At 69.3% G+C, this 21365-nt stretch carries 24 protein-coding genes and 1 riboswitch; of the genes, 11 read left to right on the top strand and 13 right to left on the bottom strand.

What is annotated here, in order from left to right:
• Positions 1 to 9: 9 nt before the first annotated feature.
• Together BO64_RS05980 and BO64_RS05975 are read right to left on the bottom strand one after the other, a co-directional pair.
• Positions 10 to 1077, bottom strand: coding sequence for an MBL fold metallo-hydrolase (locus BO64_RS05980; protein WP_496402361.1), 1068 nt, complete (start codon positions 1075 to 1077; stop codon positions 10 to 12).
• A gap of 79 nt (positions 1078 to 1156) precedes the next feature.
• Positions 1157 to 1603, bottom strand: coding sequence for a MarR family winged helix-turn-helix transcriptional regulator (locus BO64_RS05975; RefSeq protein ID WP_496402360.1), 447 nt, complete (start codon positions 1601 to 1603; stop codon positions 1157 to 1159).
• A 169-nt stretch (positions 1604 to 1772) separates the two neighbouring features.
• Between BO64_RS05975 and BO64_RS05970 the strand changes: the two genes are divergently transcribed.
• The 4 genes from BO64_RS05970 to BO64_RS05955 are packed head-to-tail and all read left to right on the top strand — an operon-like array spanning position 1773 to position 5629.
• A complete protein-coding gene (locus tag BO64_RS05970; protein ID WP_496402359.1) occupies positions 1773 to 2945 on the top strand; it encodes a glycosyltransferase in 1173 nt (390 codons plus the stop codon).
• Positions 2946 to 2992: 47 nt separating this feature from the next.
• Positions 2993 to 3544, top strand: a complete 552-nt coding sequence (locus tag BO64_RS05965) for a PepSY domain-containing protein (protein ID WP_496402358.1) — start codon at positions 2993 to 2995, stop codon at positions 3542 to 3544.
• A 19-nt stretch (positions 3545 to 3563) separates the two neighbouring features.
• On the top strand, positions 3564 to 4235 hold the full coding sequence (locus tag BO64_RS05960) for a winged helix-turn-helix domain-containing protein (protein WP_496402357.1): 672 nt from the start codon (positions 3564 to 3566) through the stop codon (positions 4233 to 4235).
• On the top strand, positions 4232 to 5629 hold the full coding sequence (locus BO64_RS05955; protein WP_496402356.1) for a sensor histidine kinase: 1398 nt from the start codon (positions 4232 to 4234) through the stop codon (positions 5627 to 5629). Before BO64_RS05960 ends, BO64_RS05955 begins: the two co-directional genes overlap by 4 nt.
• A gap of 71 nt (positions 5630 to 5700) precedes the next feature.
• Here BO64_RS05955 and BO64_RS05950 read toward each other — a convergent pair whose 3' ends face one another.
• The 5 genes from BO64_RS05950 to BO64_RS05930 all read right to left on the bottom strand — a co-directional run bounded on the left by BO64_RS05950 (position 5701) and on the right by BO64_RS05930 (position 10191).
• A complete protein-coding gene (locus BO64_RS05950) occupies positions 5701 to 7518 on the bottom strand; it encodes a DUF885 domain-containing protein (protein WP_496402355.1) in 1818 nt (605 codons plus the stop codon).
• Positions 7519 to 7536: 18 nt separating this feature from the next.
• Complete coding sequence (gene rnhA, locus BO64_RS05945; protein ID WP_496402354.1) at positions 7537 to 7992, bottom strand: ribonuclease HI; 456 nt, start codon at positions 7990 to 7992, stop codon at positions 7537 to 7539.
• A complete protein-coding gene (gene thrB, locus BO64_RS05940) occupies positions 7989 to 8954 on the bottom strand; it encodes a homoserine kinase (protein WP_496402353.1) in 966 nt (321 codons plus the stop codon). Before thrB ends, rnhA begins: the two co-directional genes overlap by 4 nt.
• A gap of 76 nt (positions 8955 to 9030) precedes the next feature.
• A complete protein-coding gene (ispH, locus tag BO64_RS05935; RefSeq protein WP_496402352.1) occupies positions 9031 to 9978 on the bottom strand; it encodes a 4-hydroxy-3-methylbut-2-enyl diphosphate reductase in 948 nt (315 codons plus the stop codon).
• A gap of 51 nt (positions 9979 to 10029) precedes the next feature.
• Positions 10030 to 10191, bottom strand: coding sequence for a hypothetical protein (locus BO64_RS05930; protein ID WP_496402351.1), 162 nt, complete (start codon positions 10189 to 10191; stop codon positions 10030 to 10032).
• Between the two features lie 183 nt (positions 10192 to 10374).
• Here BO64_RS05930 and BO64_RS05925 point away from each other — a divergent pair, with 183 nt between their 5' ends.
• Together BO64_RS05925 and argS are read left to right on the top strand one after the other, a co-directional pair.
• Positions 10375 to 11064: a Tat pathway signal sequence domain protein gene (locus tag BO64_RS05925; protein WP_496402350.1), complete on the top strand. Its 690-nt coding sequence runs from the start codon at positions 10375 to 10377 to the stop codon at positions 11062 to 11064.
• A complete protein-coding gene (argS, locus tag BO64_RS05920; protein WP_496402349.1) occupies positions 11061 to 12836 on the top strand; it encodes an arginine--tRNA ligase in 1776 nt (591 codons plus the stop codon). The genes BO64_RS05925 and argS overlap by 4 nt, the downstream gene beginning before the upstream one ends.
• An 18-nt stretch (positions 12837 to 12854) precedes the next feature.
• On the opposite strand, the gene BO64_RS05915 is transcribed toward argS, so the two are convergent.
• Together BO64_RS05915 and BO64_RS05910 are read right to left on the bottom strand one after the other, a co-directional pair.
• Complete coding sequence (locus BO64_RS05915; protein WP_496402348.1) at positions 12855 to 12998, bottom strand: hypothetical protein; 144 nt, start codon at positions 12996 to 12998, stop codon at positions 12855 to 12857.
• Positions 12999 to 13082: 84 nt separating this feature from the next.
• Complete coding sequence (locus tag BO64_RS05910) at positions 13083 to 13571, bottom strand: GNAT family N-acetyltransferase (protein WP_496402347.1); 489 nt, start codon at positions 13569 to 13571, stop codon at positions 13083 to 13085.
• A 176-nt stretch (positions 13572 to 13747) separates the two neighbouring features.
• Positions 13748 to 13836: riboswitch (glycine riboswitch) on the top strand.
• Positions 13837 to 14003: 167 nt separating this feature from the next.
• Here BO64_RS05910 and gcvT point away from each other — a divergent pair.
• The 5 genes from gcvT (at position 14004) to BO64_RS05885 (ending at position 19076) form a co-directional block, all read left to right on the top strand.
• Positions 14004 to 15131, top strand: a complete 1128-nt coding sequence (gene gcvT, locus BO64_RS05905) for a glycine cleavage system aminomethyltransferase GcvT (RefSeq protein WP_496402346.1) — start codon at positions 14004 to 14006, stop codon at positions 15129 to 15131.
• A gap of 77 nt (positions 15132 to 15208) precedes the next feature.
• A complete protein-coding gene (gcvH, locus tag BO64_RS05900) occupies positions 15209 to 15574 on the top strand; it encodes a glycine cleavage system protein GcvH (protein WP_496402345.1) in 366 nt (121 codons plus the stop codon).
• Between the two features lie 92 nt (positions 15575 to 15666).
• Positions 15667 to 16998, top strand: coding sequence for an aminomethyl-transferring glycine dehydrogenase subunit GcvPA (gene gcvPA / locus BO64_RS05895; RefSeq protein WP_496402344.1), 1332 nt, complete (start codon positions 15667 to 15669; stop codon positions 16996 to 16998).
• On the top strand, positions 16995 to 18548 hold the full coding sequence (gene gcvPB, locus BO64_RS05890) for an aminomethyl-transferring glycine dehydrogenase subunit GcvPB (RefSeq protein WP_496402343.1): 1554 nt from the start codon (positions 16995 to 16997) through the stop codon (positions 18546 to 18548). The genes gcvPA and gcvPB overlap by 4 nt, the downstream gene beginning before the upstream one ends.
• A gap of 129 nt (positions 18549 to 18677) precedes the next feature.
• Positions 18678 to 19076 (top strand): PGPGW domain-containing protein, encoded by a 399-nt coding sequence (locus tag BO64_RS05885; RefSeq protein WP_496402342.1) that lies wholly within the window; start codon positions 18678 to 18680, stop codon positions 19074 to 19076.
• 6 nt (positions 19077 to 19082) lie between these two features.
• Here BO64_RS05885 and BO64_RS05880 read toward each other — a convergent pair whose 3' ends face one another.
• From BO64_RS05880 to BO64_RS05865, 4 genes are all read right to left on the bottom strand, one after another.
• Positions 19083 to 19586 carry a F0F1 ATP synthase subunit B gene (locus BO64_RS05880; protein ID WP_496402341.1) on the bottom strand — a complete coding sequence of 168 codons (504 nt, stop codon included), beginning with the start codon at positions 19584 to 19586 and terminating at the stop codon, positions 19083 to 19085.
• Between the two features lie 12 nt (positions 19587 to 19598).
• Complete coding sequence (locus tag BO64_RS05875) at positions 19599 to 20219, bottom strand: F0F1 ATP synthase subunit B family protein (protein WP_496402340.1); 621 nt, start codon at positions 20217 to 20219, stop codon at positions 19599 to 19601.
• A gap of 71 nt (positions 20220 to 20290) precedes the next feature.
• Positions 20291 to 20515, bottom strand: coding sequence for a F0F1 ATP synthase subunit C (locus BO64_RS05870; RefSeq protein WP_496402339.1), 225 nt, complete (start codon positions 20513 to 20515; stop codon positions 20291 to 20293).
• 51 nt (positions 20516 to 20566) lie between these two features.
• Positions 20567 to 21352, bottom strand: a complete 786-nt coding sequence (locus BO64_RS05865; protein WP_496402338.1) for a F0F1 ATP synthase subunit A — start codon at positions 21350 to 21352, stop codon at positions 20567 to 20569.
• Positions 21353 to 21365: the final 13 nt, after the last annotated feature.

Genomic DNA, 21365 nt, shown 5'->3' with positions numbered 1-21365 from the left:
AGGGCAAGCTTAGGCGGTGGCGCGGTACCAGTCGATCCCGTCCGCGTCCGTCTCGCGCACGGCGAGGCCACGCTTCCGAAGGCAGTTCAGGTGCGCCAGGCTCTCGCCGGTGGCCAGGCCCAGCAGTTCCGGCCCGATGTGGCGGCGGAACAGCACATGGAAAACGTCCACCACCCGCCGGGGCTGGGCCAGTTCGCGGGCGAGCCGGCCCAGGCTCCGCTCATGACCGGCCACCAGATGATCCAGCCGGGCATGGAGCCCGTAGAAGGGCTCGTTGTGCGCCGGCAGCACCAGCACCTCGTCGGGAACCCGTGCGCGGATGCCCTCAAGGGAGGTCAGCCAGTCGGTGAGCGGATCGGCCTCGGGCTCGGTGGGGAAGACCGAAACATTGGACGAGATCTTGGGCAGCACCTGGTCGCCCGAAATCATCAGCTTCAGGTCCGGACACCACAGCGAGGCGTGTTCGGGGCTGTGGCCTGATCCCACCACCACCTCCCAGTCGTGGTCCCCGATACGGAGGCGCTCGCCATCGGACAGGCGCCGGAAGCTGTCGGGCAGCACATGCAGGCCCCGCCCGAAGCCCCCGAACCTGGCCTTGTACCGGTCGATGGCCTCCTCGTCCCAGCCGCAGGCCCGGTAGAAGCGCACAGCCACCTCCGGCGCCTCGCGCCCGGTATCCAGGGCCAGCGAACGGCAGGTCACGAACTCAAGCCGCGTGATCCAGAGCTGGCAGCCGAACTTGCGGGTCAGCCAGCCCGCCATGCCGATGTGGTCGGGGTGCATGTGCGTGACGAACACGCGCGTCACCGGCAGCCCCTCCAGTGGACCTTCGAACGCCGCGCGCCAGGCGTCGCGGGTGGGAAGGCCGGCGATGCCGGTGTCCACGATCGCCCAGCCCTGGCCCTCGCGGATCGCCCAGACATTGATCGCCCCCAGCGGCCCGGCCAGCGGCATGCGCAGCCACTTCACCCCCGGCGCCACGTCCACCGCCTCGCCAGACGCCGGCGACGCCTCAAACGGATAGGTCAGCTTCGGCCGGGCCAGCTCCGTTGCCGTCTGTTCGATCCCGTCGCGCACACCCGAACTCCTGCCTCGCCGCCAGCCTCCGGCGCCTTCCCCATGGGACGGCAACGTCCCTACCCCTCACGCCGCGCCCTTAAGCCTGCTCTGTCATCCAGATGCGGAGGGCGCGCAGGAACGGAAGGGCCTCGCGGAACTCCTTCTGGGTGAAGGCCTCGCGTAGCTTCGCCATCCGCGGTCGGATGGCGGCCATGGACCGGGCGTAGGCCTCCCGCCCTGCAGCGGTCAACCGCACATGCTTCTTGCGCCGGTCCGCCTCGCACGGCTCCACCGTCACCATACCGGTGGCTTCCAGGCGCTGGAGGGTGTTGGTGATCGCGCCCGGGGTCATCTGCAGGGCGGCGGCGATCTGCACGGGCGTGAGCTGTCCGCCCCGCCGCATGATCAGGTTCAGCACCTCGAACTGGGGGTAGCTCAGCCCTACCGGCAGGCAGCGGCCGATGACCCTCCGCACCCCGTGCTCGATCATGCTGATCTCGTCGAACACCTGGACTTCGGGATGTTCCTCGCTCGCCGCCGCCATGGCCTGCCTCCCCCTCAAGGACAGGAACGAACCTCTACCATTCGACGCCGAACAATGTGTTTCGAGATTGAAGCGCCGCGTTCGCTGAAACGGCGGCGGCGACGAAACATGGCGAAAAGCAAATGTTGATCACAATGGGCCGCCATGCGTTCGGGCCATCGATGGATGGATGTCCAACGTGCGCCCCGTCGTACTCTTCTGCGCCGCCCTGACCCGCGACGGCGTGGCCCGCAACACGGTCAACCTGGCCAACGCCCTGGCGGGCGGCGGCACGCCCGTGGAGGTGGTCTGCCTGACTGACGGCCCCCTGGCCGAACAGCTCGATGGGCCGGTCCTGATCCACCTGGGCCGCACGAAAGGGCCCCGAGCCCTCGCCCTGGCCCTGGCGGTCCCCCGCCTCGCCCGGCATCTCGCCCACACGCAGCCACGCGCGGTGGTCTCCATGGGCAATCACGCTCACCTCGCGGTCTGGGCGGCCCTGCGCGGCCTTCCTGAGCTGCCCCGGCTCTATCGGATCAGCAACGACCCGCATCATCCCGGCGAGATGGTCCTTCAGCGAGCGCTGCGGGATGCAGGGCTGCGCCTGATCGCCGCCGACGCCACCCGCCTGGTCTCGGTCTCCGCGGCCGCGGCGCAGCGGCCGGTGTTCGCCGCCGCCCGCGCCGCCGGCCGGATCGAAGTGATCTCCAACGGCGTCGACGCCGACGCCGTGCGCGCCCGCGCCGCCGCGCCCTGCGATCATCCCTGGATCGCGGACGGCCGGCCGTTCCTCGTGGCCGTGGGGCGGCTGCACCGGCAGAAGAACTGCGAAGCCCTGATCGAAGCCTTGGCGGTCCTGCGCGGCCATGACCGCCGCGACCTGCGGCTGCTGATCCTGGGGGCGGGCAGGCCGGCCATGCGCCGGCGGCTCGAGGCCCTGGCGCGCCGTCTCGGCCTCGCCCACGCCGTGCGGCTGGAGGGCGAAGTGGCCAACCCGTTTCCGCTGATGGCCGCCGCCAGCGCCTATGTCCTGCCCTCGCGCTGGGAAGGGTCGTCCAACAGCCTGCTGGAGGCCCTGGCCTGTGGCGCCCCCGTGGTGGCCGCGGTCACCGCGGGCAGCGCGCCCGAGGTCCTGGGACATGGTCGCTATGGCCGTCTTGCGCAGCCCGAACCGCGCGCCCTGGCCTGCGCCATCGCCGCCCAGCTCGACCCGGCCACGCGCATCACCCCCGGGGATCGGGTCGCGGCCTACGACCTGTCCGCCGCCCTCGAGCGCATGCGTCGGCTCGTGCTGACCACCCCGCCGGCGCATGACGAAATCCAAATCCAGACCGAACACGCCCGCCATCCCGCGCCGGTATGACCAAGCCTCATCAGCGGGGCGGGGCGCATCCCATACGGAGTCATCGAGTGAAAACCACCAGAACCCTGCTTCTTGCTGCGGCGACCGCCGCCATCGCGCTGCCCGGCTTCGCCCAAGCGCCTCAGGGCGGACCGCAGGGCGCTCCTCCGCGTCCTCCCGCCTCCTCCGCCGCCCGGCCGCATGTGAGCCTCGCCCAGGCCGTGGCCACCGCCGAACAGGCCGTGGGCGGCCGCGCCTTCGACGCCGAGCTCGACCGTGAGAAGGGCGTCCTCGTCTATGAGATCGATCTCGTGAAGGACGGTCGTGCGGTGGAGGTCCAGGTCGACGCGACCACCGGCAAGATCATCAGCCGGCGTCAACCGGCCGGCGTGCGCCTCCCGTTCACCAGTGAACACCTGAAGGTCGCCCAGTCCGCGCCCCGCACCCTGAGCCAGACGATCACCCTGGTGGAGAACGCCACCAAGGGCCGGGTCTCGGAGATCTCTCTGGAGCGCAAGGGCGGCCGGTACTACTACGAGGCTGAGCTCGCCGGGGCCCAGGACCGCGAGGTGCGCGTCGATGTGCGCACCGGCGCGATCACCCCGGTGATCGACGACTAGGGGCCGCGCGGAGTTCCGCATGCATGTGCTGGTCGTGGAGGACGACGCCCGCGTCGCCGACCACGTGGTCAAGGGCCTGAGGGCCGAAGGCTGGCTGGTCGACCACGTGGCGGACGGGCGGGAAGCCCTCTTTCGCGTGGCGGCCGAAACCTATGACGTCATCGTCCTCGACCGCATGCTGCCGAACGTCGACGGGCTGAAGATCCTTCAGACCATGCGCGCGTCGGGGGATTCCACGCCGGTGCTGATCCTGTCGGCCCTGGGCGACGTGGACAATCGCGTGAAGGGCCTGAGGGCGGGCGGCGACGACTATCTCACCAAGCCGTTCGCCTTCTCCGAGCTGCTGGCCCGGGTGGAGGCGCTCAGCCGCCGGAAGGCGCCGGTGCAGGAAACCACCTCCCTGTCCCTGGCCGATCTGGAGATGAACCTCATCACCCGGACGGTCACCCGGGCCGGCCGGCCCATCGATCTGACGGTCCGCGAGTTCGGCCTCCTGGAATATCTGCTGCGCAATGCGGGGCGGGTGGTCAGCCGCAGCATGCTGCTGGAGGCCGTCTGGGACTACAACTTCGATCCCCAGACCAACATCATCGACCAGCATGTCAGCCGCCTGCGCCAGAAGATCGACAAGGACTTCGAGGTCCCACTGATCCACACGGTCCGCGGCATGGGCTACAGCCTGCACACATGACGCGGCTCCGCCCCCGCGTCGCCCGGGTTTCCCTGCGCAGCTTCACCCTGCGCCTGACCCTGGTCTACATGGCCCTGTTCTATGGCTCGATCGGTCTGATGCTGGGCGTCAGCTATGTGGGCGGGGTGGCGCGGCCGCTGCAGGCCGTGGAACAGCAGATCCGGACCGACAGCGACCGTCTCGCCGGCATCTATCGCACGCAGGGGCGCGACGCCCTCATCCGCGCCCTCGATCAGCGCAGCCGCGTCTTCACCGGTCGGCTTCCCTACCATGTGCTCATCGCCCCGGACGGCGCCGTGGTGTCGGCCAATCTTCTGGACTGGCCGCGCGTAAAGGGGCCCGAGTGGGTGCGCTATGAATTCGGCACCTACGCCACGGGCGCCGAGGAGGAGCACGAGGCGGTCGTCCGCGACCTCGTCCTGCCGGACGGCTATCGCCTGCTGGTGGGGCTCGACACTGAGGACCTCGACGAGCGCGAGGACCTGATCATGGAAGCCCTCTCCTGGGGCGCCGGGATGACCCTGGCGCTCGGGGTGATAGGCGGCTTGGTCATGACCTTTGCGGTGGCCCAGCGGCTGGAAGCCATCAACCGCGCCGCCCGGGCGGTGATCGCCGGCGACCTGTCGGGGCGCGTGGCGCTGCGCGGATCGGGCGACGACTTCGACCAGCTGGCCGCCACCCTCAACGAGATGCTGGCCCGCATCGAACGGCTGGTGGCCTCCATCAGCCGCGTCTCCGACAGCATCGCCCACGAGCTGCGCACACCGCTTACGCGCCTGCGCGCCGAGCTGGAGGAGCTGGCCACAGGCGCGGGCGAGGAGCCCCCGGAACAGATCCAGGCCCGGGCCGCCGCCGCCCTGGACGAGGCCGCCCGGCTGCAGTCGATGTTCGAGGCCCTGTTGCGCATCGCCCGGCTGCAGAGCGGCCAACAGACCCGCCGGGCCCCGGTAGACCTCTCCACCCTTCTGGCGGACGCCGCCGAGCTGCACCGGCCCGCGGCCGAGGACCGCCACCAGATTCTGGAGGAGGAATCGCCGCCCGACCTGTCGGTCATGGGCGACCGCGACCTGATCTTCCAGATGGTCTCAAACCTGCTCGACAACGCCATCAAGTTCGCGCCGGAGGGCGGTCGCGTGGCGGTCGCCGGCCGCACAGCCCCAGGCGCTGTGGAGATCGTGGTGACGGACAATGGCCCCGGCGTGCCGCCCGAGGCGCGCGAGCGCGTCTTCGAACGCTTCTGGCGGGGCGACGCGCCCGACGACAGCCGCGCGGCCCCCCCCGGCTTCGGCCTCGGCCTCAGCCTCGTGGCTGCGGCCGCCGAGGCCCACGGCGCCGCCATCACCCTGGATGACGCCGCCCCCGGCCTCAAGGTCACGGTCCGGTTCCCGGTTTAGCAGCCAAGCCTGCCAGCATCCGCCCGTGCGCACTGGCAGCTCTCCGCGGCCTATCTGGCCGAGAGGCCGACCTAGGCGGCCTTGGCGCTGGCGATCCAGCGGCCCACCCGCGCCTCAAGCACGTTCAGCGGCAGGGAGCCGGCGCCGAGCACGGTCTCGTGGAAGGCCTTCAGATCAAACCGCGGGCCAAGCTCCCGCTTGGCCATCTCACGCAGCTCAAGAATCCTGACCATGCCGACCTTGTACGAGGTCGCCTGGCCCGGATTAACGAAGTAGCGGCGGATTTCGGAGCGGATCTTGCCCATCGGCTGGGGCGAGTTCGCGCTGTAGAACTCCAGCGCCTGCTCCTCGCTCCAGCCCTTGGCGTGAATGCCGGTGTCCACCACCAGCCGGATCGCTCGCCAGATCTCCCGGCCCAGGCGGCCGAAGTCGCTATACGGGTCGGTGTAGAACCCGGCTTCCTTGGCCAGCTGTTCCACATAGAGGCCCCAGCCCTCGATATAGGCGCCATAGCCGTACTGGCCGCGGAACTTCGGCGTCCCGGTCATCTCCTGAGCCAGCATGATCTGCATGTGATGGCCCGGCCAGCCCTCGTGGTAGCAGGTGCCCTCGATCTCGTAGATCGGCGTCGCCCGCACGTCGGCGAGGTGGACATAGAAGATCCCCGGACGCGAACCGTCCGGAGCGCCCGAGTAGTAGTGGGCCGCGCCGCCCGGCTCCTCGCGGAAGCTCTCCACCCGCTTGACCACCAGCGGCGTCTTCGGAATGCGCGCGAAGTAGCGCGGCAGGGCGGCATACATCCCGGCCAGATAGTCGTCGGCGATCTTCAGGTAGCGTGCGCGGCCGGCGTCGTCGTCCGAGACGTAGAACCGGTCGTCGGTCCGCATGAAGACGAAGAATTCTTCCAGCGCGCCCGTAAAGCCGATCCGGGCCTTCAGCGCCTCCATCTCGCCGCGGATGCGCTTCACCTCGGCCAGACCCAGCTCGTGGATCTGTTCGGCCGTCATGCTGGTGGTGGTCTGAAGGCGCAGCATGGCCTCGTAGAAGGCCGCGCCGTCGGGGAGCGCGCCCGCGCCCCGGGCGTCCGGGGTGGTGTTGGCGACGTCCGCGGCGAGCCAGGCCGCCAGCCGCTCGTAGGCGGGCTTCATCCCGCTCGTCATGGCCTCGGCGAGCGCCCGGGTCAGGCGCTCGCTCTCGGCCTGCGACAGCTTCAGGCCGGCGATCTTGGCCTTGCCGTCGGCGAACAGGGCCGAGTCCGGGCCGGCGTCGAACGGCGCGCCGGCCGTGAGACGCGTTACCTCCTGGGCGGACTGCTCGTACGAGAACCGCGGCATCCGCACGCCCGTCGCGGCCGCGGCCTTGGCGCGCTCCAACTGGACATCCAGGGCCGGGCCGATCTGCGAGACCCGGCGGATGTAGGCCTCCATGTCGGCCGGCGTGTCCACGCGGTGCTGGTTGATCATGAAGTTCGGCAGGCGCGTGTGATAGCCGCCACGGGCGAAGGTGTAGCCGTGACCGCGCCAGCGGTAGGCCTCCTCCGCCCGCTCCAGCTCCAGGGCCCACATGTCGAACGAGACCCGGGCGTCGTCCGACAGCCTGGCGGGATCGAACCGGCGCTTCATCTCGGCGACGCTGCGCCGGCGCCATTCCAGACGCTTCAGCTCGGCCGCCTCGCTGCCGTCGGTGAGCTGATCATACTGATCCTTGCGCCCCTGGGCGGTGAGCTCCATGGGGTCCATGGCCAGCTCGGCCTCGTACTGGGCGTCGAGGTAGGCGGTGAGTTCGCGGTCGAGACCGGTTTGGGCCGCCGCCGGAACCGGCCGCAGCATTGTGGAGCCCAGCAGCGCCCCGCCCACGGAAAGTCCGAAATCACGCCGGGAAAGCTGCATGCTCATCTCCTGTATCGCTCAGACTCTGTCGGCGCCCGCCAAGGTCTCCGCCAGGCCCTGCCGCGCCAGTTCATCAGCCCGCTCGTTCAGCTCGTGACCGGCGTGGCCCTTCACCCAGCGCCAGTCCACATGATGCCGGGACCGGGCCGCGTCCAACCGTTTCCAGAGGTCGTCGTTCTTCACGGGTTTCTTGTCGGCCGTCAGCCAGCCGCGCTTCTTCCAGCCATGAATCCATTCGTGGATGCCCTGCTGGACGTATTTGCTGTCCGTGTGCAGCTCGACCCGGCAGGGCTTCTTCAGCGCCTCCAGGGCCTGGATCGCCGCCATCAGCTCCATGCGGTTGTTGGTGGTGGCGAGTTCGCCGCCCCAGATCTCCTTGCGGTGATCCCCCGACAGAAGGATGGCGCCCCACCCGCCCGGGCCCGGGTTTCCTGAGCAGGCGCCGTCCGTGTAGATCACCACCTGAGGGGTCATGCCGCGCGGCCGAACAGCACCAGGTCGGGCGATGCGCGATGCACCGCCAGCTTGCGCTCGTACTCCAGGGGATCCTTCGGCTTCACCAGCGCCCCGGCCGGCGTCGCCCCCCAGTCGTGCAGCCGGGTCAGGAAGAAGCGCATGGCCGCCCCGTGGGCCAGGATCGGCAGGGCGTCACGCTCGGCGGCGCTTAAGGGACGCTTCTGCTCGTAACCGGCCACGAAGGCCCGAGCGGCGGTGATGTTGAAGCTGCCGTCCGGCTCGAAGCACCAGGCGTTCAGGGCGATGGCGATGTCGTAGGCGAGCGCCCCGTCGCAGGCGAAGTAGAAGTCGATGGCGCCGGCGAACTCCGAACCGCGGAAGAAGACGTTGTCGGGGAAATAGTCCGCGTGGATCACGCCCTCGGGCAGGTCCTCGGGCCAATGGTCGGCGAGGTGGGCGAGATCGGCCTCGATCATCGTCGCCAGCCCGGGCTTCAGCCCCTCGGCCGCGCCCTTCAGACCCTCGAACATGCCGGCCCAGGCAGCCTGGCCCAGGTCGTTCGCCCGGCTCATCGGAAAGCCCTGGGCGGCGAGGTGGAGTTCGGCCAGGCCCCGCCCAGCCTCACGGCAGTGCGCCACCGTCGGCCGCCGCACGGACAGGCCCGTCAGGAACGAGACAATGGCGCAGGGCTTGCCCCGCACCCGCTTGAGCAGCTGGCCGTCCCGGGCGGCGATCGGCGTGGCGCTGGGAAAGCCATGCTCGGCCAGCCAGCGCATCAGGCCCAGGAAGAATGGCAGTTCCTCCGGCCGCACCCGCTTCTCGTAGATGGTCAGGAAGTAGCGGCCGCTCTCTGTCTCGAGCAGGAAGTTGGAATTCTCCACCCCCTCGGCCACGCCCTTGAACGACAGCGCCTCCCCCAGATCGTACTGGGCGAGCAGCTCGGCGAGTTCAGCGTCGGTGATGTCGGTGTAGACCGCCATGGCGCCCGCATGAGGCACGTCGCGAGGCGGGTCAAGCGCGACTCGCGCCGCCCGCCGATGAAGGACCGGCTTGGCGCTAGCCGGCCGCCAGGGCGCGGGGGAGCTTGAAGGTGACGGTTTCCCGGGCGACCTCGGCCTCCTCGAGGGTCACCTCGAAGCGCTCGGACAGCCGGGCCAGCAATCCCTGCACCAGCACCTCGGGCGCCGAGGCGCCGGCGGTGACGCCCACGACCTTCGCCCCGTCGAGCCAGGCGAAGTCGAGGCCGCCGGCGTCGTCGATGAGATAGGCTGCCGCCCCCGCCCGGCGCCCGACCTCGGCCAGCCGGACCGAATTCGAGGAATTGGCGCTCCCCAGCACGAGCAGAACCTCGGCGCGGGTCGCGATGGCCTTCACCGCCTCCTGGCGGTTGGTGGTGGCGTAGCAGATGTCTTCCTTGTGGGGCGCGGCGATGGCCGGGAAGCGGGCCCGCAGGGCCTCCACGATCTCGGCGGTATCGTCCACCGACAGGGTGGTCTGGGTGACGAAAGCCACATTGGCCGGGTCCTTTGGCGTGAAGGCGGCCACGTCCTCGACGGTCTCGATCAGCTGCACCGCCCCTTCCGGCAGTTGGCCCATGGTGCCCACCACCTCAGGGTGTCCAGCGTGACCGATGAGTACGATCTCGCGACCGGCGTCATAGTGCCGCTGGGCCTCCACATGCACCTTGGAAACCAGCGGGCAGGTGGCGTCGAGGTATAGCATGTTCCGCGCCTTGGCCGCGGCCGGGACCGCCTTGGGCACCCCGTGCGCCGAGAACACCACCGGCCGATCCTCGGGGCACTGGTCCAGCTCCTCAACGAACACCGCGCCCAGCGCCTTGAGCCGGTCGACCACATGGCGATTGTGGACGATCTCGTGGCGCACATAGACCGGCGCGCCATAGGTCTCGATGGCCCGCTCGACAATTTGGATCGCCCGGTCGACGCCGGCGCAGAAGCCGCGGGGGCTGGCCAGAAGGACGGTAAGCGGGGGGCGCGTCGACATGGCCGGGAACTTAGGGCCAAGGATGCGTCGGCGCCACCCGACCTTGCGTCGCTAGAAAAGACCGGCTCGCTGGGCGATCACGACCGCGGCGATGATCAGGATCAGCGCCTGGATGATCATGCCGAACGGCGAGGGCAGCGGCAGCTTCTGCACCGCCCAGGCGATCAGGGCGGCGACAATCAGGACGATAAGCGCGAAGACGAGGATCGACATGCGGGGCTCTCCTTGGGGACCGGCGCGGCCGGCGCCGCTTGCACAGCGCATGGTGGAGCTTTGCGTTCCACGGCCGCCGGAGCGGGCTGCGCCCGAGCCGCGTTGCCGCCGCAATCGTGAGGCTGTAACTAGGCCCGGACTGCGCGGACGTCTCCGCGCCCCTCTGACTTCCGAGACGCTCCCATGCGCCGCAATCTGTTCGCCGTCGCCCTTCTCGCGGCCGCCATCGCCGTCCCGCAGGCCGCCGACGCCCAGTCGCGTCGTCAGGACCAGCAACAGCAGGAGGACGACGCGGCCAAGCGCCGGAAGCGCGAGGCCGAGTGGGGCAACCGTCAGGCGCCCCTGCCGGCGCTGCGCAACGCCGGGCCCTGCCCCTTCGTGAAGACGCTGTACGACGCCGCCCGCTACGTCGAGTTCAAGGACGGCCGCGAGGCTTCGGCCAATGTCGGCTTCACCGGCGAGATTCAGGGCATTTCCGCGGGCTGCCAGTACAAGGACGACGATCCCATCGAAGTGGCGATGGAAATCCTCTTCGAACTGGGCCGCGGGCCTCAGGCCGAGGGCCGTTCCAAGACCTACCGCTACTGGGTGGCGGTCACCGACCGCAACCGCTCGGTCCTCGAAAAGCAGACCTTCGACCTGCCGGTGACCTTCAAGGAAGGCGAAGACCGCACCTATGTGCGGCAGAACCTCAACCGCATCGTCATCCCTCGCGCCGAGATGACCACCTCGGGCTCCAACTTCGAAATCCTGGTGGGTTTCGAGGTGACGCCGCAGATGGCCGCCTTCAATCGTGAGGGCAAGCGCTTCCGCCTGAACGCCGGCGCCCAGACCGCCGCTTCCGACACCGCCGGTAACACCCAGCCTCAATGAGCGATCTCAAATCCGCCCTGGGCGAAGCGGTCGAGGCCGCCTTCGCCGCTGAAGGCGTTCCTGCTGAACTGGCCCGCGTCACCGCCTCCGACCGGCCCGACCTCGCCGACTTCCAGTCGAATGGGGCTCTGGTCGCCGCCAAGCGCGTGGGCCGCAATCCACGCGAGATCGCCACGGCGGTCGCCGAGCGCCTGAAGGGTGATCCGCGGCTGGCCTCGGTGGACATCGCTGGCCCCGGCTTCCTGAACCTCAAGGTCGCCGACGCGGCCCTCGCCGCCCGCGCGGACGAGATCGCCGCCGACGAACGCGCAGGCGCCGAGCGCCTCGCTAACCCGCGCCGGGTGATCGTGGACTACGGCGGCCCCAACGTGGCCAAGCCCATGCACGTGGGCCACCTGCGCGCCTCGATCATCGGCGAGAGCATCAAGCGCCTCTACCGCTTCCGCGGCGACGAGGTGATCGGCGACGCCCACTTCGGCGACTGGGGCTACCAGATGGGCCTGCTGATCGGCGCCGTCTGCGACGAGAACTCGGACATCGCCGCCCTGGTCGAGAGCCTTACCGACAAGGACGCGCCGATCCCCGAGGCCTTCCAGCGGATCACCCTGGCCGACCTCGACCGGCTCTATCCGCAGGCCGCGGCCCGCGGGAAGGAGGACCCGGCCTATCGCGACCGGGCCCGCAAGCTCACCGCCGACCTCCAGGCCATGAAGCCCGGCGCCTACGTCCTGTGGCGCCAGTTCCGGGCCGTGACCCAGGTGGCCCTGGAGCGCGACTTCCACGCCCTCGGCGTCGACTTCGACTGGTGGAAGGGCGAGAGCGACGCCGACCCGCTGATTCCCGAGATGGTCGCCGACCTGGAGGCCAAGGGCCTGCTGGTGGACGACCAGGGCGCCCGCATCGTCCGGGTCGCCCGCGAGGACGACAAGCGCGAGCTGCCGCCGCTGCTGGTGGTCTCGTCCGAAGGCTCGGCGATGTACGGCACTACCGACCTCGCTACCATCGTGGACCGTCGCCGCGAGTTCGATCCCGAGCTGATCATCTACTGCGTGGACCAGCGCCAGGCCGACCATTTCGAAATCGTCTTCCGGGCCGCCTATTTGGCCGGCTACGCCCAGCCGGGGCAGCTGGAGCACATCGGCTTCGGCACCATGAACGGCGCCGACGGCAAGCCCTTCAAAACCCGCGAGGGCGGCGTCCTGAAGCTGAACGACCTCATCGAGATGACCCGGACCAAGGCCCGGGAGCGCCTGCAGGAGGCCGGCCTCGGCGAGAACCTCCCGCCCGAGGAGTTCGAGGATATCGCCGGCAAGGTGGCGGTGGCGGCCCTCAAGTTCGCCGACCTGTCCAATTTCCGCGGCACCTCCTACGTCTTCGACCTCGACCGCTTCACCAGCTTCGAAGGCAAGACCGGCCCCTACCTGCTGTACCAGGCGGTGCGGGTGAAGAGCCTGCTGCGCAAGGCCGAGAGCGAAGGCGTGACCGCCGGCGGCAAGGTGATGGTCTCCGAGCCAGCCGAGCGTGACCTCGTGCTGACCCTCGACGCCTTCGAGACCGCCCTGCAGGAGGCCTACGACAAGAAGGCCCCCAACGCCGTGGCCGAGCACGCCTACCGGCTCAGCCAGGTCTTCTCGAAGTTCTACGCCGCCTGCCCGATCCTCGTGGCCGAGCCGCCGGTGAAGGCCTCGCGCCTCACCCTGGCCGCGGCCACGCTCAAGCAGCTTGAACTGGCGCTGATGGTGCTCGGGATCGAGACGCCCGACCGCATGTGATCCCTGCCGGGCGGCGGCTCAGCGCCCTTCGCGCCGGTCCTCCGCCCGCCGCTCCTGATCGGCCCGCCGCGTAAGCCGCAGCCACAGGAGGACGGCGAACACCGCCACCGCCCCTGCGACCACGGCCAGCAGCCACCAGAACGTGTCCAGCGAGGCGGTCATGGGTCACGTTCCTCCCGTTGCGAGGGCAGGAAACGCGGCAATCGCGACCAGAGTTCGGCGCCCGGGAAGCTTACGCTCCGACGGCTAGTCGCGCTCGCGGGTCATCTCCACCATGGTCGGACGGAAGCCCGCCGAGGCGAACATCCGCTGGGCGCCCTGGTTGGGATAGGCCGCCGACAGCACGAACTGGGGGGCGCCCATCTCGCCCAGCTCCGCCACCATCGCCTCAAGCAGGCGCCGGCCGACGCCCTGACTGCGGCGGCCGGGGTCCACCAGGATGTCGTAGATCACGCCGGCCGGCCCGCGCAGGGCCAGCCAGTCCATGCCGTCCAGGGCGCCATAGACATAGCCCAGCACCTGCCCGCCCTGATCGGCCACCAGCACCACCTTGTCCGGCTTGGCCAGTTCTCCCACCAGGAAGCGGCCGTATTCCGCCTCGATGTTCGCGGACGGCGGAATGAATCGCCGCGCATCGAACTCGTGATGCCGCACGACCAGAAGGCCGCCCAGCCGCCCCAGCGCCGCCTCGTCGTCCGGCCGCGCCGGACGGATGGTGATCTCAGGTTCGCTCATAGGCTCCGCCATAGGCCCGCATCTTTGAGCCCGCCACCTCTTATGCAGCCGGCGGCTATGCGACCCGCCGCCTCACTGACGGCGCCCGCGTCGCGCCAGCAGCCAAGTGAAGCGGCATTGACGCTCGCGGCGCATGTGCCCCGTTGACTCCCGTTCCGCCTTCCAACAGGTTCGCGCGGACTCTCGCGGGAGAGGCCGGATTCTCTCCGGCGCCGAAGGCGCAACCGCCCCGGAAACGCTCAGGCAAAAGGACCGCGCGGGCTGATGAACGCTGGAAAGTCCCCTCGTCCTGTTGGGTGAGCGGGCGCCGAAGGAGCAACGGGACGCCAACCACCGGCGCCCCCGAAATCTCTCAGGCCAAGGGACAGCGGGGGCGCGAGACGACGGGGCCAATCCCCGGCGCTCGCCGCATCGTCAGCCGGAGTCCGCGCCATGTCTGATCAGGCCGATACGTCCCTCAAGACCACCCCGCTCACCGCGACCCATGTCGCCCTGGGCGCGCGGATGGTCCCGTTCGCCGGCTATTCCATGCCGGTGCAGTACGCCGACGGAGTGCTGAAGGAGCATCTCTGGACGCGGGAGAACGCCGGCCTGTTCGACGTCTCCCATATGGGCCAGGCGCGCCTGCGCGGCGTCGCGCCCCTCGCCGCCTTCGAGGAACTGGTCCCCGGCGATTTCATCGGCCTGAAGCCCGGCAAGCAGAAGTATTCCATGCTGCTGAACCGCCAGGGCGGGGTCATCGACGACCTGATGGCCGGCCGGCCGGACGACGACGGGCTGTTCATCATCGTCAACGGCGCGTGCAAGGACAACGACTTCCGGGTCATCGACGACGAGCTCGCGCCCCAGGTGCAGATCGAGCGCCTGGAAGACCGGGCCCTGATCGCCCTGCAGGGGCCGAAGGCGGTGGAGGCCCTGGCCGCCCACGTCCCCGCCGTCGCCGACATGGCCTTCATGGACATCCGCACCATGCCTGCCTTCGGCGTCGACGCGATCATCTCGCGCTCAGGCTACACCGGCGAAGACGGCTTCGAGATCTCGATCCCCGCTGACGCGGCGGTCCGCGTCTGGACGCTGCTCCTGGAGGACGAGCGGGTGAAGCCCATCGGCCTCGGCGCCCGCGATTCCCTGCGCCTGGAAGCCGGCCTGCCGCTCTACGGGCACGACCTCGACGAGAGCGTCTCGCCGGTAGAGGCGGGTCTGACCTTCGCCATCAACAAGAACCGCCGTGAGCAGCGGGACTTCCCCGGCGCGGCCCGCATCACGCGCGAGCTCGCAGAAGGGCCAGCCCGGGTCCGCGTCGGCCTCAAGGTGCTGGAGGGCGCCCCGGCGCGGGAAGGCGCCGAGGTCGCCGACGAGGCCGGCCAGGTGGTCGGCGTGGTCACCTCGGGCGGTTATTCGCCCAGCCTGAAACAGGGCATCGCCCTGGCCTTCGTCCCGCCCGCCCTGGCGACGCCAGGCGAGAAGCTCAAGGTCATCGTCCGCGGCAAGCCGCAGGCCGCCGAGGTCGTGAAGACCCCGTTCGTGCCGCATCGCTACGTGCGCAAGGCGGCCCGATGATCGTTCAGTTCCCAGTCGTCATCGCCCCCGCCGGGACGACGCATCCCCTTCCGCATCGGCTCTAAGGACCCAAGCACATGCGCTTTACCAAGGATCACGAGTGGGTGTCGCTGGACGGCGACGTGGCCACCGTCGGCATCACCGCCCACGCCGCCGAGCAGCTGGGCGATGTGGTGTTCGTGGAAACCCCGGAAGTCGGCAAGGCCGTGAAGGCCGGCGACGCCTTCGCCGTCGTGGAGAGCGTCAAGGCCGCCTCCGACGTCTACGCCCCCGTCAGCGGCGAGGTGGTCGAGGCCAATGAGGCCCTGGCCGGCTCGCCCGAGACGGTCAACGCCGAGCCGGAGGCCGGCGGCTGGTTCGCCAAGATCCGCGTCTCGGACCCGGCCGAGCTCGACGCCCTCATGGACAAGGCCGCCTACGACGCCTTCGTGGCCAGCCTCTAACCCGGACGCGTCCCCGCCCAGGCGGGGACGCAGGCTCTACCGCCGCAGAATCGCCCGCCTCGCGCGGGACGCGCGGAACGGATGATGTGACGATGAGATACCTCCCGCTGACCCCCGCCGACCGCGCCGAAATGCTCGGCGTCATCGGCGCGCCTGATGTGGACGCCCTGTTCGCCGACGTGCCTGCGGCCGCCCGCAAGACGGACCTGTTCGACCTGCCGCTGCATGCGGGCGAGCTGGAGGTGGAGCGGGAACTCTCGGCCCTGGCGGCCCTGAACCGGCCGGCCGGCGCCGGCCCGTTCTTCTGCGGGGCGGGCGCCTATCGCCATCACGTCCCGGCCAGCGTCGACCACATCATTCAGCGGTCGGAGTTCCTGACCAGCTACACGCCCTACCAGCCTGAGATCGCGCAGGGCACGCTGCAGGTCCTGTTCGAGTTTCAGACCCAGGTGGCGGCGCTCACCGGCCTCGATGTGGCCAACGCCTCCATGTACGACGGCTCCACCGCCACCGCCGAGGCGGTGATGATGGCCCAGCGCGTCACCCGCCGGGAGAAGGCGATCCTCTCGGGCGGCGTGCATCCGCACTACGCCGCCGTCACCCAGACCATCGCCCATGCCGAGGGCATGGAGATCGTCCGCCTGCCAGCCGCCATCGACGCCGAGGCCGAGGTCATCGACGCCATCGACGATGAGACCGCCTGCGTGGTGGTCCAGACGCCCAACGTCTTCGGAGTGGTCACCGACGTCGCCCGCATCGCCGAGGCGGCCCATGCCAGGGGGGCCCTGCTGATCGTGGTGACGACCGAGGCGGTGTCGTTCGGCCTCCTGAAATCGCCAGGCGCCATGGGTGCGGACATCGCGGTCGCCGAGGGCCAGTCGATCGGCAGCGCCCTGAACTACGGCGGCCCCTACGTCGGGCTCTTCGCCTGCCGGGAGAAGTTCGTCCGCCAGATGCCGGGCCGGCTCTGCGGCGAGACGGTCGACGCCGAAGGCCGGCGCGGCTACGTGCTGACCCTGTCCACCCGCGAGCAGCACATCCGCCGCGAGAAGGCGACCTCCAACATCTGCACCAATTCGGGGCTCTGCGCCCTGGCCTTCACCATCCACCTGTCGCTGCTGGGCGGTCAGGGGCTGAAGCAGCTGGCGGCGGTGAACCATTCCCGGGCGCGGGAACTGAAGGCCGCCGTCGAGGCCGCCGGTCTTGAGGTGCTGACGCCGCGGTTCTTCAATGAGATCGCCGTTCGGACCAAAGGGGCCGCCGCCGAACTGGTGGAGCGCCTGCTGGGCGATGGAATCATCGCCGGCGTGCCGTTCTCGCGGCTCGATCCCAAGGCCGGCCTGGACGATGTCCTGCTCCTGGCCGCCACCGAAACCACCACGTCCGCCGACATCGCCGCGCTGAAGGACGCGCTTGCCCGATGACCATGATGAACGTGGGCCGCCCGACCCGGCCCGAAGACGCCATCGCCGGCGAAGGCTTCCGCTCTCTCTCCGGCGGCCGCGGCCTGCTGCAGGACGAGGCCCTGCTGTTCGAACTGGACGGCTGGGACAAATGTGGGGTCGACCTGCCCGCCGCCGAGCTGGACGCCTCGGACCTCGAGGGCCTGACCCGCGACGACCTGCGCCTGCCCGGCCTGTCCGAGCCCGAAGCCGTGCGCCACTACGTGCGCCTGTCACAGAAGAACCACGCCATCGACTTGGCGCTCTATCCGCTGGGCTCGTGCACCATGAAGCACAACCCGCGGCTCAACGAGAAGATGGCGCGCCTGCCCGGCTTCGCCGACCTGCACCCGCTGCAGCCCGTCTCGACGACCCAGGGCGCCCTGCAGCTGATGGATCGCCTGGCCCATTGGCTGAAGACCCTCACCGGCATGCCCGCCGTCGCCCTGTCGCCCAAGGCCGGCGCCCATGGCGAGCTCTGCGGCCTGCTCAGCATCAAGGCCGCCCATGAGGCCGCCGGCCAGGGCGACCGCCGCACCGTGCTGGTCCCGACCTCGGCCCATGGCACCAACCCGGCCACCGCCGCCTTTGTGGGCTATTCGGTCCGGGAGATCGCCCAGACCGCCGATGGTCGCGTGGATCTCGCCGATCTCGCCGCCAAGCTGGGGCCGGATGTGGCCGCGATCATGGTCACCAACCCCAACACCTGCGGCCTCTTCGAGCGCGACATCATCGAGATCAGCCGTCTCACCCACGAGGCGGGAGCCTACTTCTACTGCGACGGCGCCAACTTCAACGCCATCGTCGGCAAGGTTCGCCCCGGCGACCTCGGCGTCGACGCCATGCATATCAACCTGCACAAGACCTTTTCCACGCCGCACGGCGGGGGCGGCCCGGGCGCCGGCCCGGTGGTGCTGTCGGCGGCCCTTGCGCCCTTCGCGCCCGCGCCCTGGATCGTGGCCGGGCCGAACGGCTTGGAGCTGCGCGAGGGGGATGCGGGCTTCGGGCGCCTCACTGCCTTCCACGGGCAGATGGGGATGTTCGTCCGGGCCCTGGCCTACATGTTGAGCCATGGGGCCGACGGCCTGCGGCAGGTGGCCGAGGACACGGTTCTCAACGCCAACTACGTCAAGGCGCGGCTGTCCGATGTGATGTCGCCCGCCTTCCCGGACGGCCCCTGCATGCACGAGGCCCTGTTCGACGACGCCTGGCTCGAAGGGACCGGCGTGACCACCCTCGACTTCGCCAAGGCGATGATCGACGAGGGCTTCCACCCGATGACCATGTACTTTCCGCTGGTGGTGCATGGGGCGATGCTGATCGAGCCGACCGAAACCGAGTCCAAGCAGGAGCTGGATCGGTTTTGCGACGCCCTACGGGCCCTGGCCAGCGCGGCCAAGGCCGGCGAGGTCGAGCGCTTCAAGGGCGCGCCGCATCTGGCCCCCATGCGACGGCTGGACGAGACCCAGGCCGCCCGTAAACCCAAGCTGGTGTGGCGCGAAGACCCCGGGAGTGTGGCGCCGACGCCATGAGCGGAGGAATAGGTTCGCGTTAGGAAAATTTAACGCGACCGCCGCTTTACGACTCCGGTGCGGATTCACATATCTGGTTCCGTGACGGTGGGAACCTCCCGTCCCACCGCGCGCTCCCAGGTTGATCACGTGTCTTTCGCCATGCCCCCTTTGCGCGTCTATCGCGCCGCGGACGAACTTGCGCGCGAGTTCGTGAGCCGGTTCCTTCGGACCGGCCTCATGCTGCTGGGCGTCGCGATCATCATCCTGGGGATCATCATCGCCCCCCTGCCGGGTCCCGGCGGGATACCAGTCATCGTGGTGGGGCTGATGATCGTGCTTCGCAACTCATTCAAGGCGAAGCGGCAGTTCGTGAAATTCCAGCGGCGGCACCCGAGAACGGCCTATCCGATCCGCCGGCTGCTGCGGCGAGAACCCGAGGTCTTTCCGGTGTTCTGGCAGCAATATCTGCGGGTCGAGCGGGTGGTCCTGCCGAGCCGCTATCGTTTTGCAGTGAAAATGCGGCGGCGCTTCCGGCGCCGCCGCTGATTTCAGCTATTGCAGCTTGGCGGCGAGCTGGCCGATCGCCTTGTCGACGAGCGGGTCGCTCTTGGTCCCCGCCAGACGCTGCGCGAGGATCTGCTCGGCCATCTGCGCCGCGAGGTCCGCGGCGGCGGCCTTGACCTCGGCCGCGGCCTGAGCCTCGGCGGTCGCGATTTTCTGCTCGGTGAGCTTGCGACGCCGCTCCAGGTTCTCCTGAAGCTTGGCCTGGGCCTCGGCCTCGAACTGGCGAACCTGAGCCTCGGCCTGCGCCAGCATTTCCTTGGCCTGGCGTTCAGCGTCGGCGCGTTCGGCCTGCAGCTCCTTCAGCAGGCGCTGGGCTTCGTCACGAATCCGCGCCGCCTCGTCGAGGTTCGACTGGATCGTGGACGCCTTGGCGTCCAGGGCCGCCGCAGCGGCCTTGTGGGCCTTGGCCGCGAAGAAGACGATGGCGAGGAAGATGAGCAGGCCTACGCCGACCCAGAACTCAGCCTCGGCCGGATTGAGGAATGCGGGCATCGCTAGTCTCTTTTACGAACGCGCGGCGCGCAGGGCGCCCGCTTCAGCGGCATTGACGGCCGAGCCGGTCAGCTTCTGCACGATGGCTTCAGCGGTGTCGGCGGCGATCGCCTCCACATTGGCCATGGCGCTGTCGCGCGTGGCGCGGATGCGCTGTTCGGCCTTCTCCAGCTCGGCGCTCAGCCGTGCGTCTTCCGCGGCCTGGCTCTGGGCGATCTCGGCGGCGGCCTTGGCGTTGGCGTCGGCGACCATCCGGCGCGCGTTGGCCCGGGCCTGATCGATCTCGGCCTTGACCGCAGCCGCCTGGGCGTCCGCGTCGGCCTGCACACGGCGGGCCTCCTCAAGCGCGCCGTCGATCGTCGCCCGCCGGGCTTCCACGACCTTCCGGTACCGCGGCGTAAAAACGCGGGCGAACAGGAAGTACAGGATCGCGAAGAGGATCAGCAGCCAGATGATCTGGCCACCCCAGTATTCCATCCTGAACTGAGGCAGGCCACCGCCTTCGCCGCCGTGACCGGCGACTTCGGTGGTCCCGGCCGGAACCTCATGACCGTGGACAGCCTCGGCGCCTTCGGCGGCCGGATTGCCGTCGTATGCGCCGGGAGCCGGCGCGTTGGGGGACTCAATGGCCATCTGGCTCGAACGTCCTTATGCGCAAAGAGCCGGCATCGCTTTCGCGCCGCCGGCTCTGCGGATCGTTTTCTTTAGCCGAAGAGGATCAGCAGGCCGAGCACGAAGGCCAGAATGCCCAGGGCTTCGGTCAGAGCCGCGCCCAGGATGAGGTTCGTGAACTGACCGCCGGCGGCCGACGGGTTGCGGAGGGCGCCTTGGAGGAACCCGCTGAACAGATTGCCCACGCCGATGGCGGCGCCAACCATGCCGAGGGTCGCGAGACCGGCGCCGATGAACTTAGCGGCTTCCGCTTCCATGATGTCCTAGATCCTACCGAAAGTTGAGAGTGAGGGGTTTAAAGCCGGCAATCAGTGGTGATGGCCGAGATTGACCACGTCGTTCAAGTAGACGCAGGTCAGAACTGCGAAGACGAAGGCCTGAAGGAAGGCCACGAGGAACTCCAGAGCCGTCAGGGCCACAACGCCGCCCAGCGACAGCACCGCACCCGGGATGCCCAGGAGCCCCAGGCCGCCGCCGGCCGCCAGAGCGCCCAGCGAAACCACGAAGCCGGCGAACACCTTCAGGGCGACGTGGCCGCCCAGCATGTTGCCGAACAGACGAAGCGCGAGGGTCACCGGCCGCAGCAGGAACGAGATCAGCTCGATCGGCGTCACCAGGAGCAGCATGTACCAGGGCACGCCCGCCGGGACGAACAGCTTGTACATGTTGGCGCCGTTTCGAACGATGCCGACAATCAGCACGAGCAGGATCGTGATGACCGCAAGGGTCGCCGTCACGGCGAGCTGCGACGTCGCCGTGAAGAACAGGAACATGCCCAGGATGTTCATCGCCAGGATGAACAGGAACAGCGTGAAGATGAACGGGAAGAACCGCTTGCCTTCCGCGCCGATGATGCTGGTGGTCAGGTCGTCGATGTAGCCGAACGCCACCTCGCCCATGGTCTGGAGACGACCGGGCACGATTTCGCTGCGCGCCGTGGCGATACCGAAGAACGCAGCGATCGCCGCCGCCGCAACGGTCATGGCGAGCGTCGAGTTGGTGAACGCCATGTCGATGACGCCCACGCCGGGGATGGTCACATCCGGGAGGTCCACAATTTTCTGGACCTCAAACTGGTGCATCGGGTCGGCCATGCCGCCTCGAACT

This window comes from Phenylobacterium composti DSM 19425, from assembly GCF_059568645.1.
Note: the sequence above shows the minus strand (reverse complement) of the source record. Positions and strands in the feature narration are given on the sequence as shown.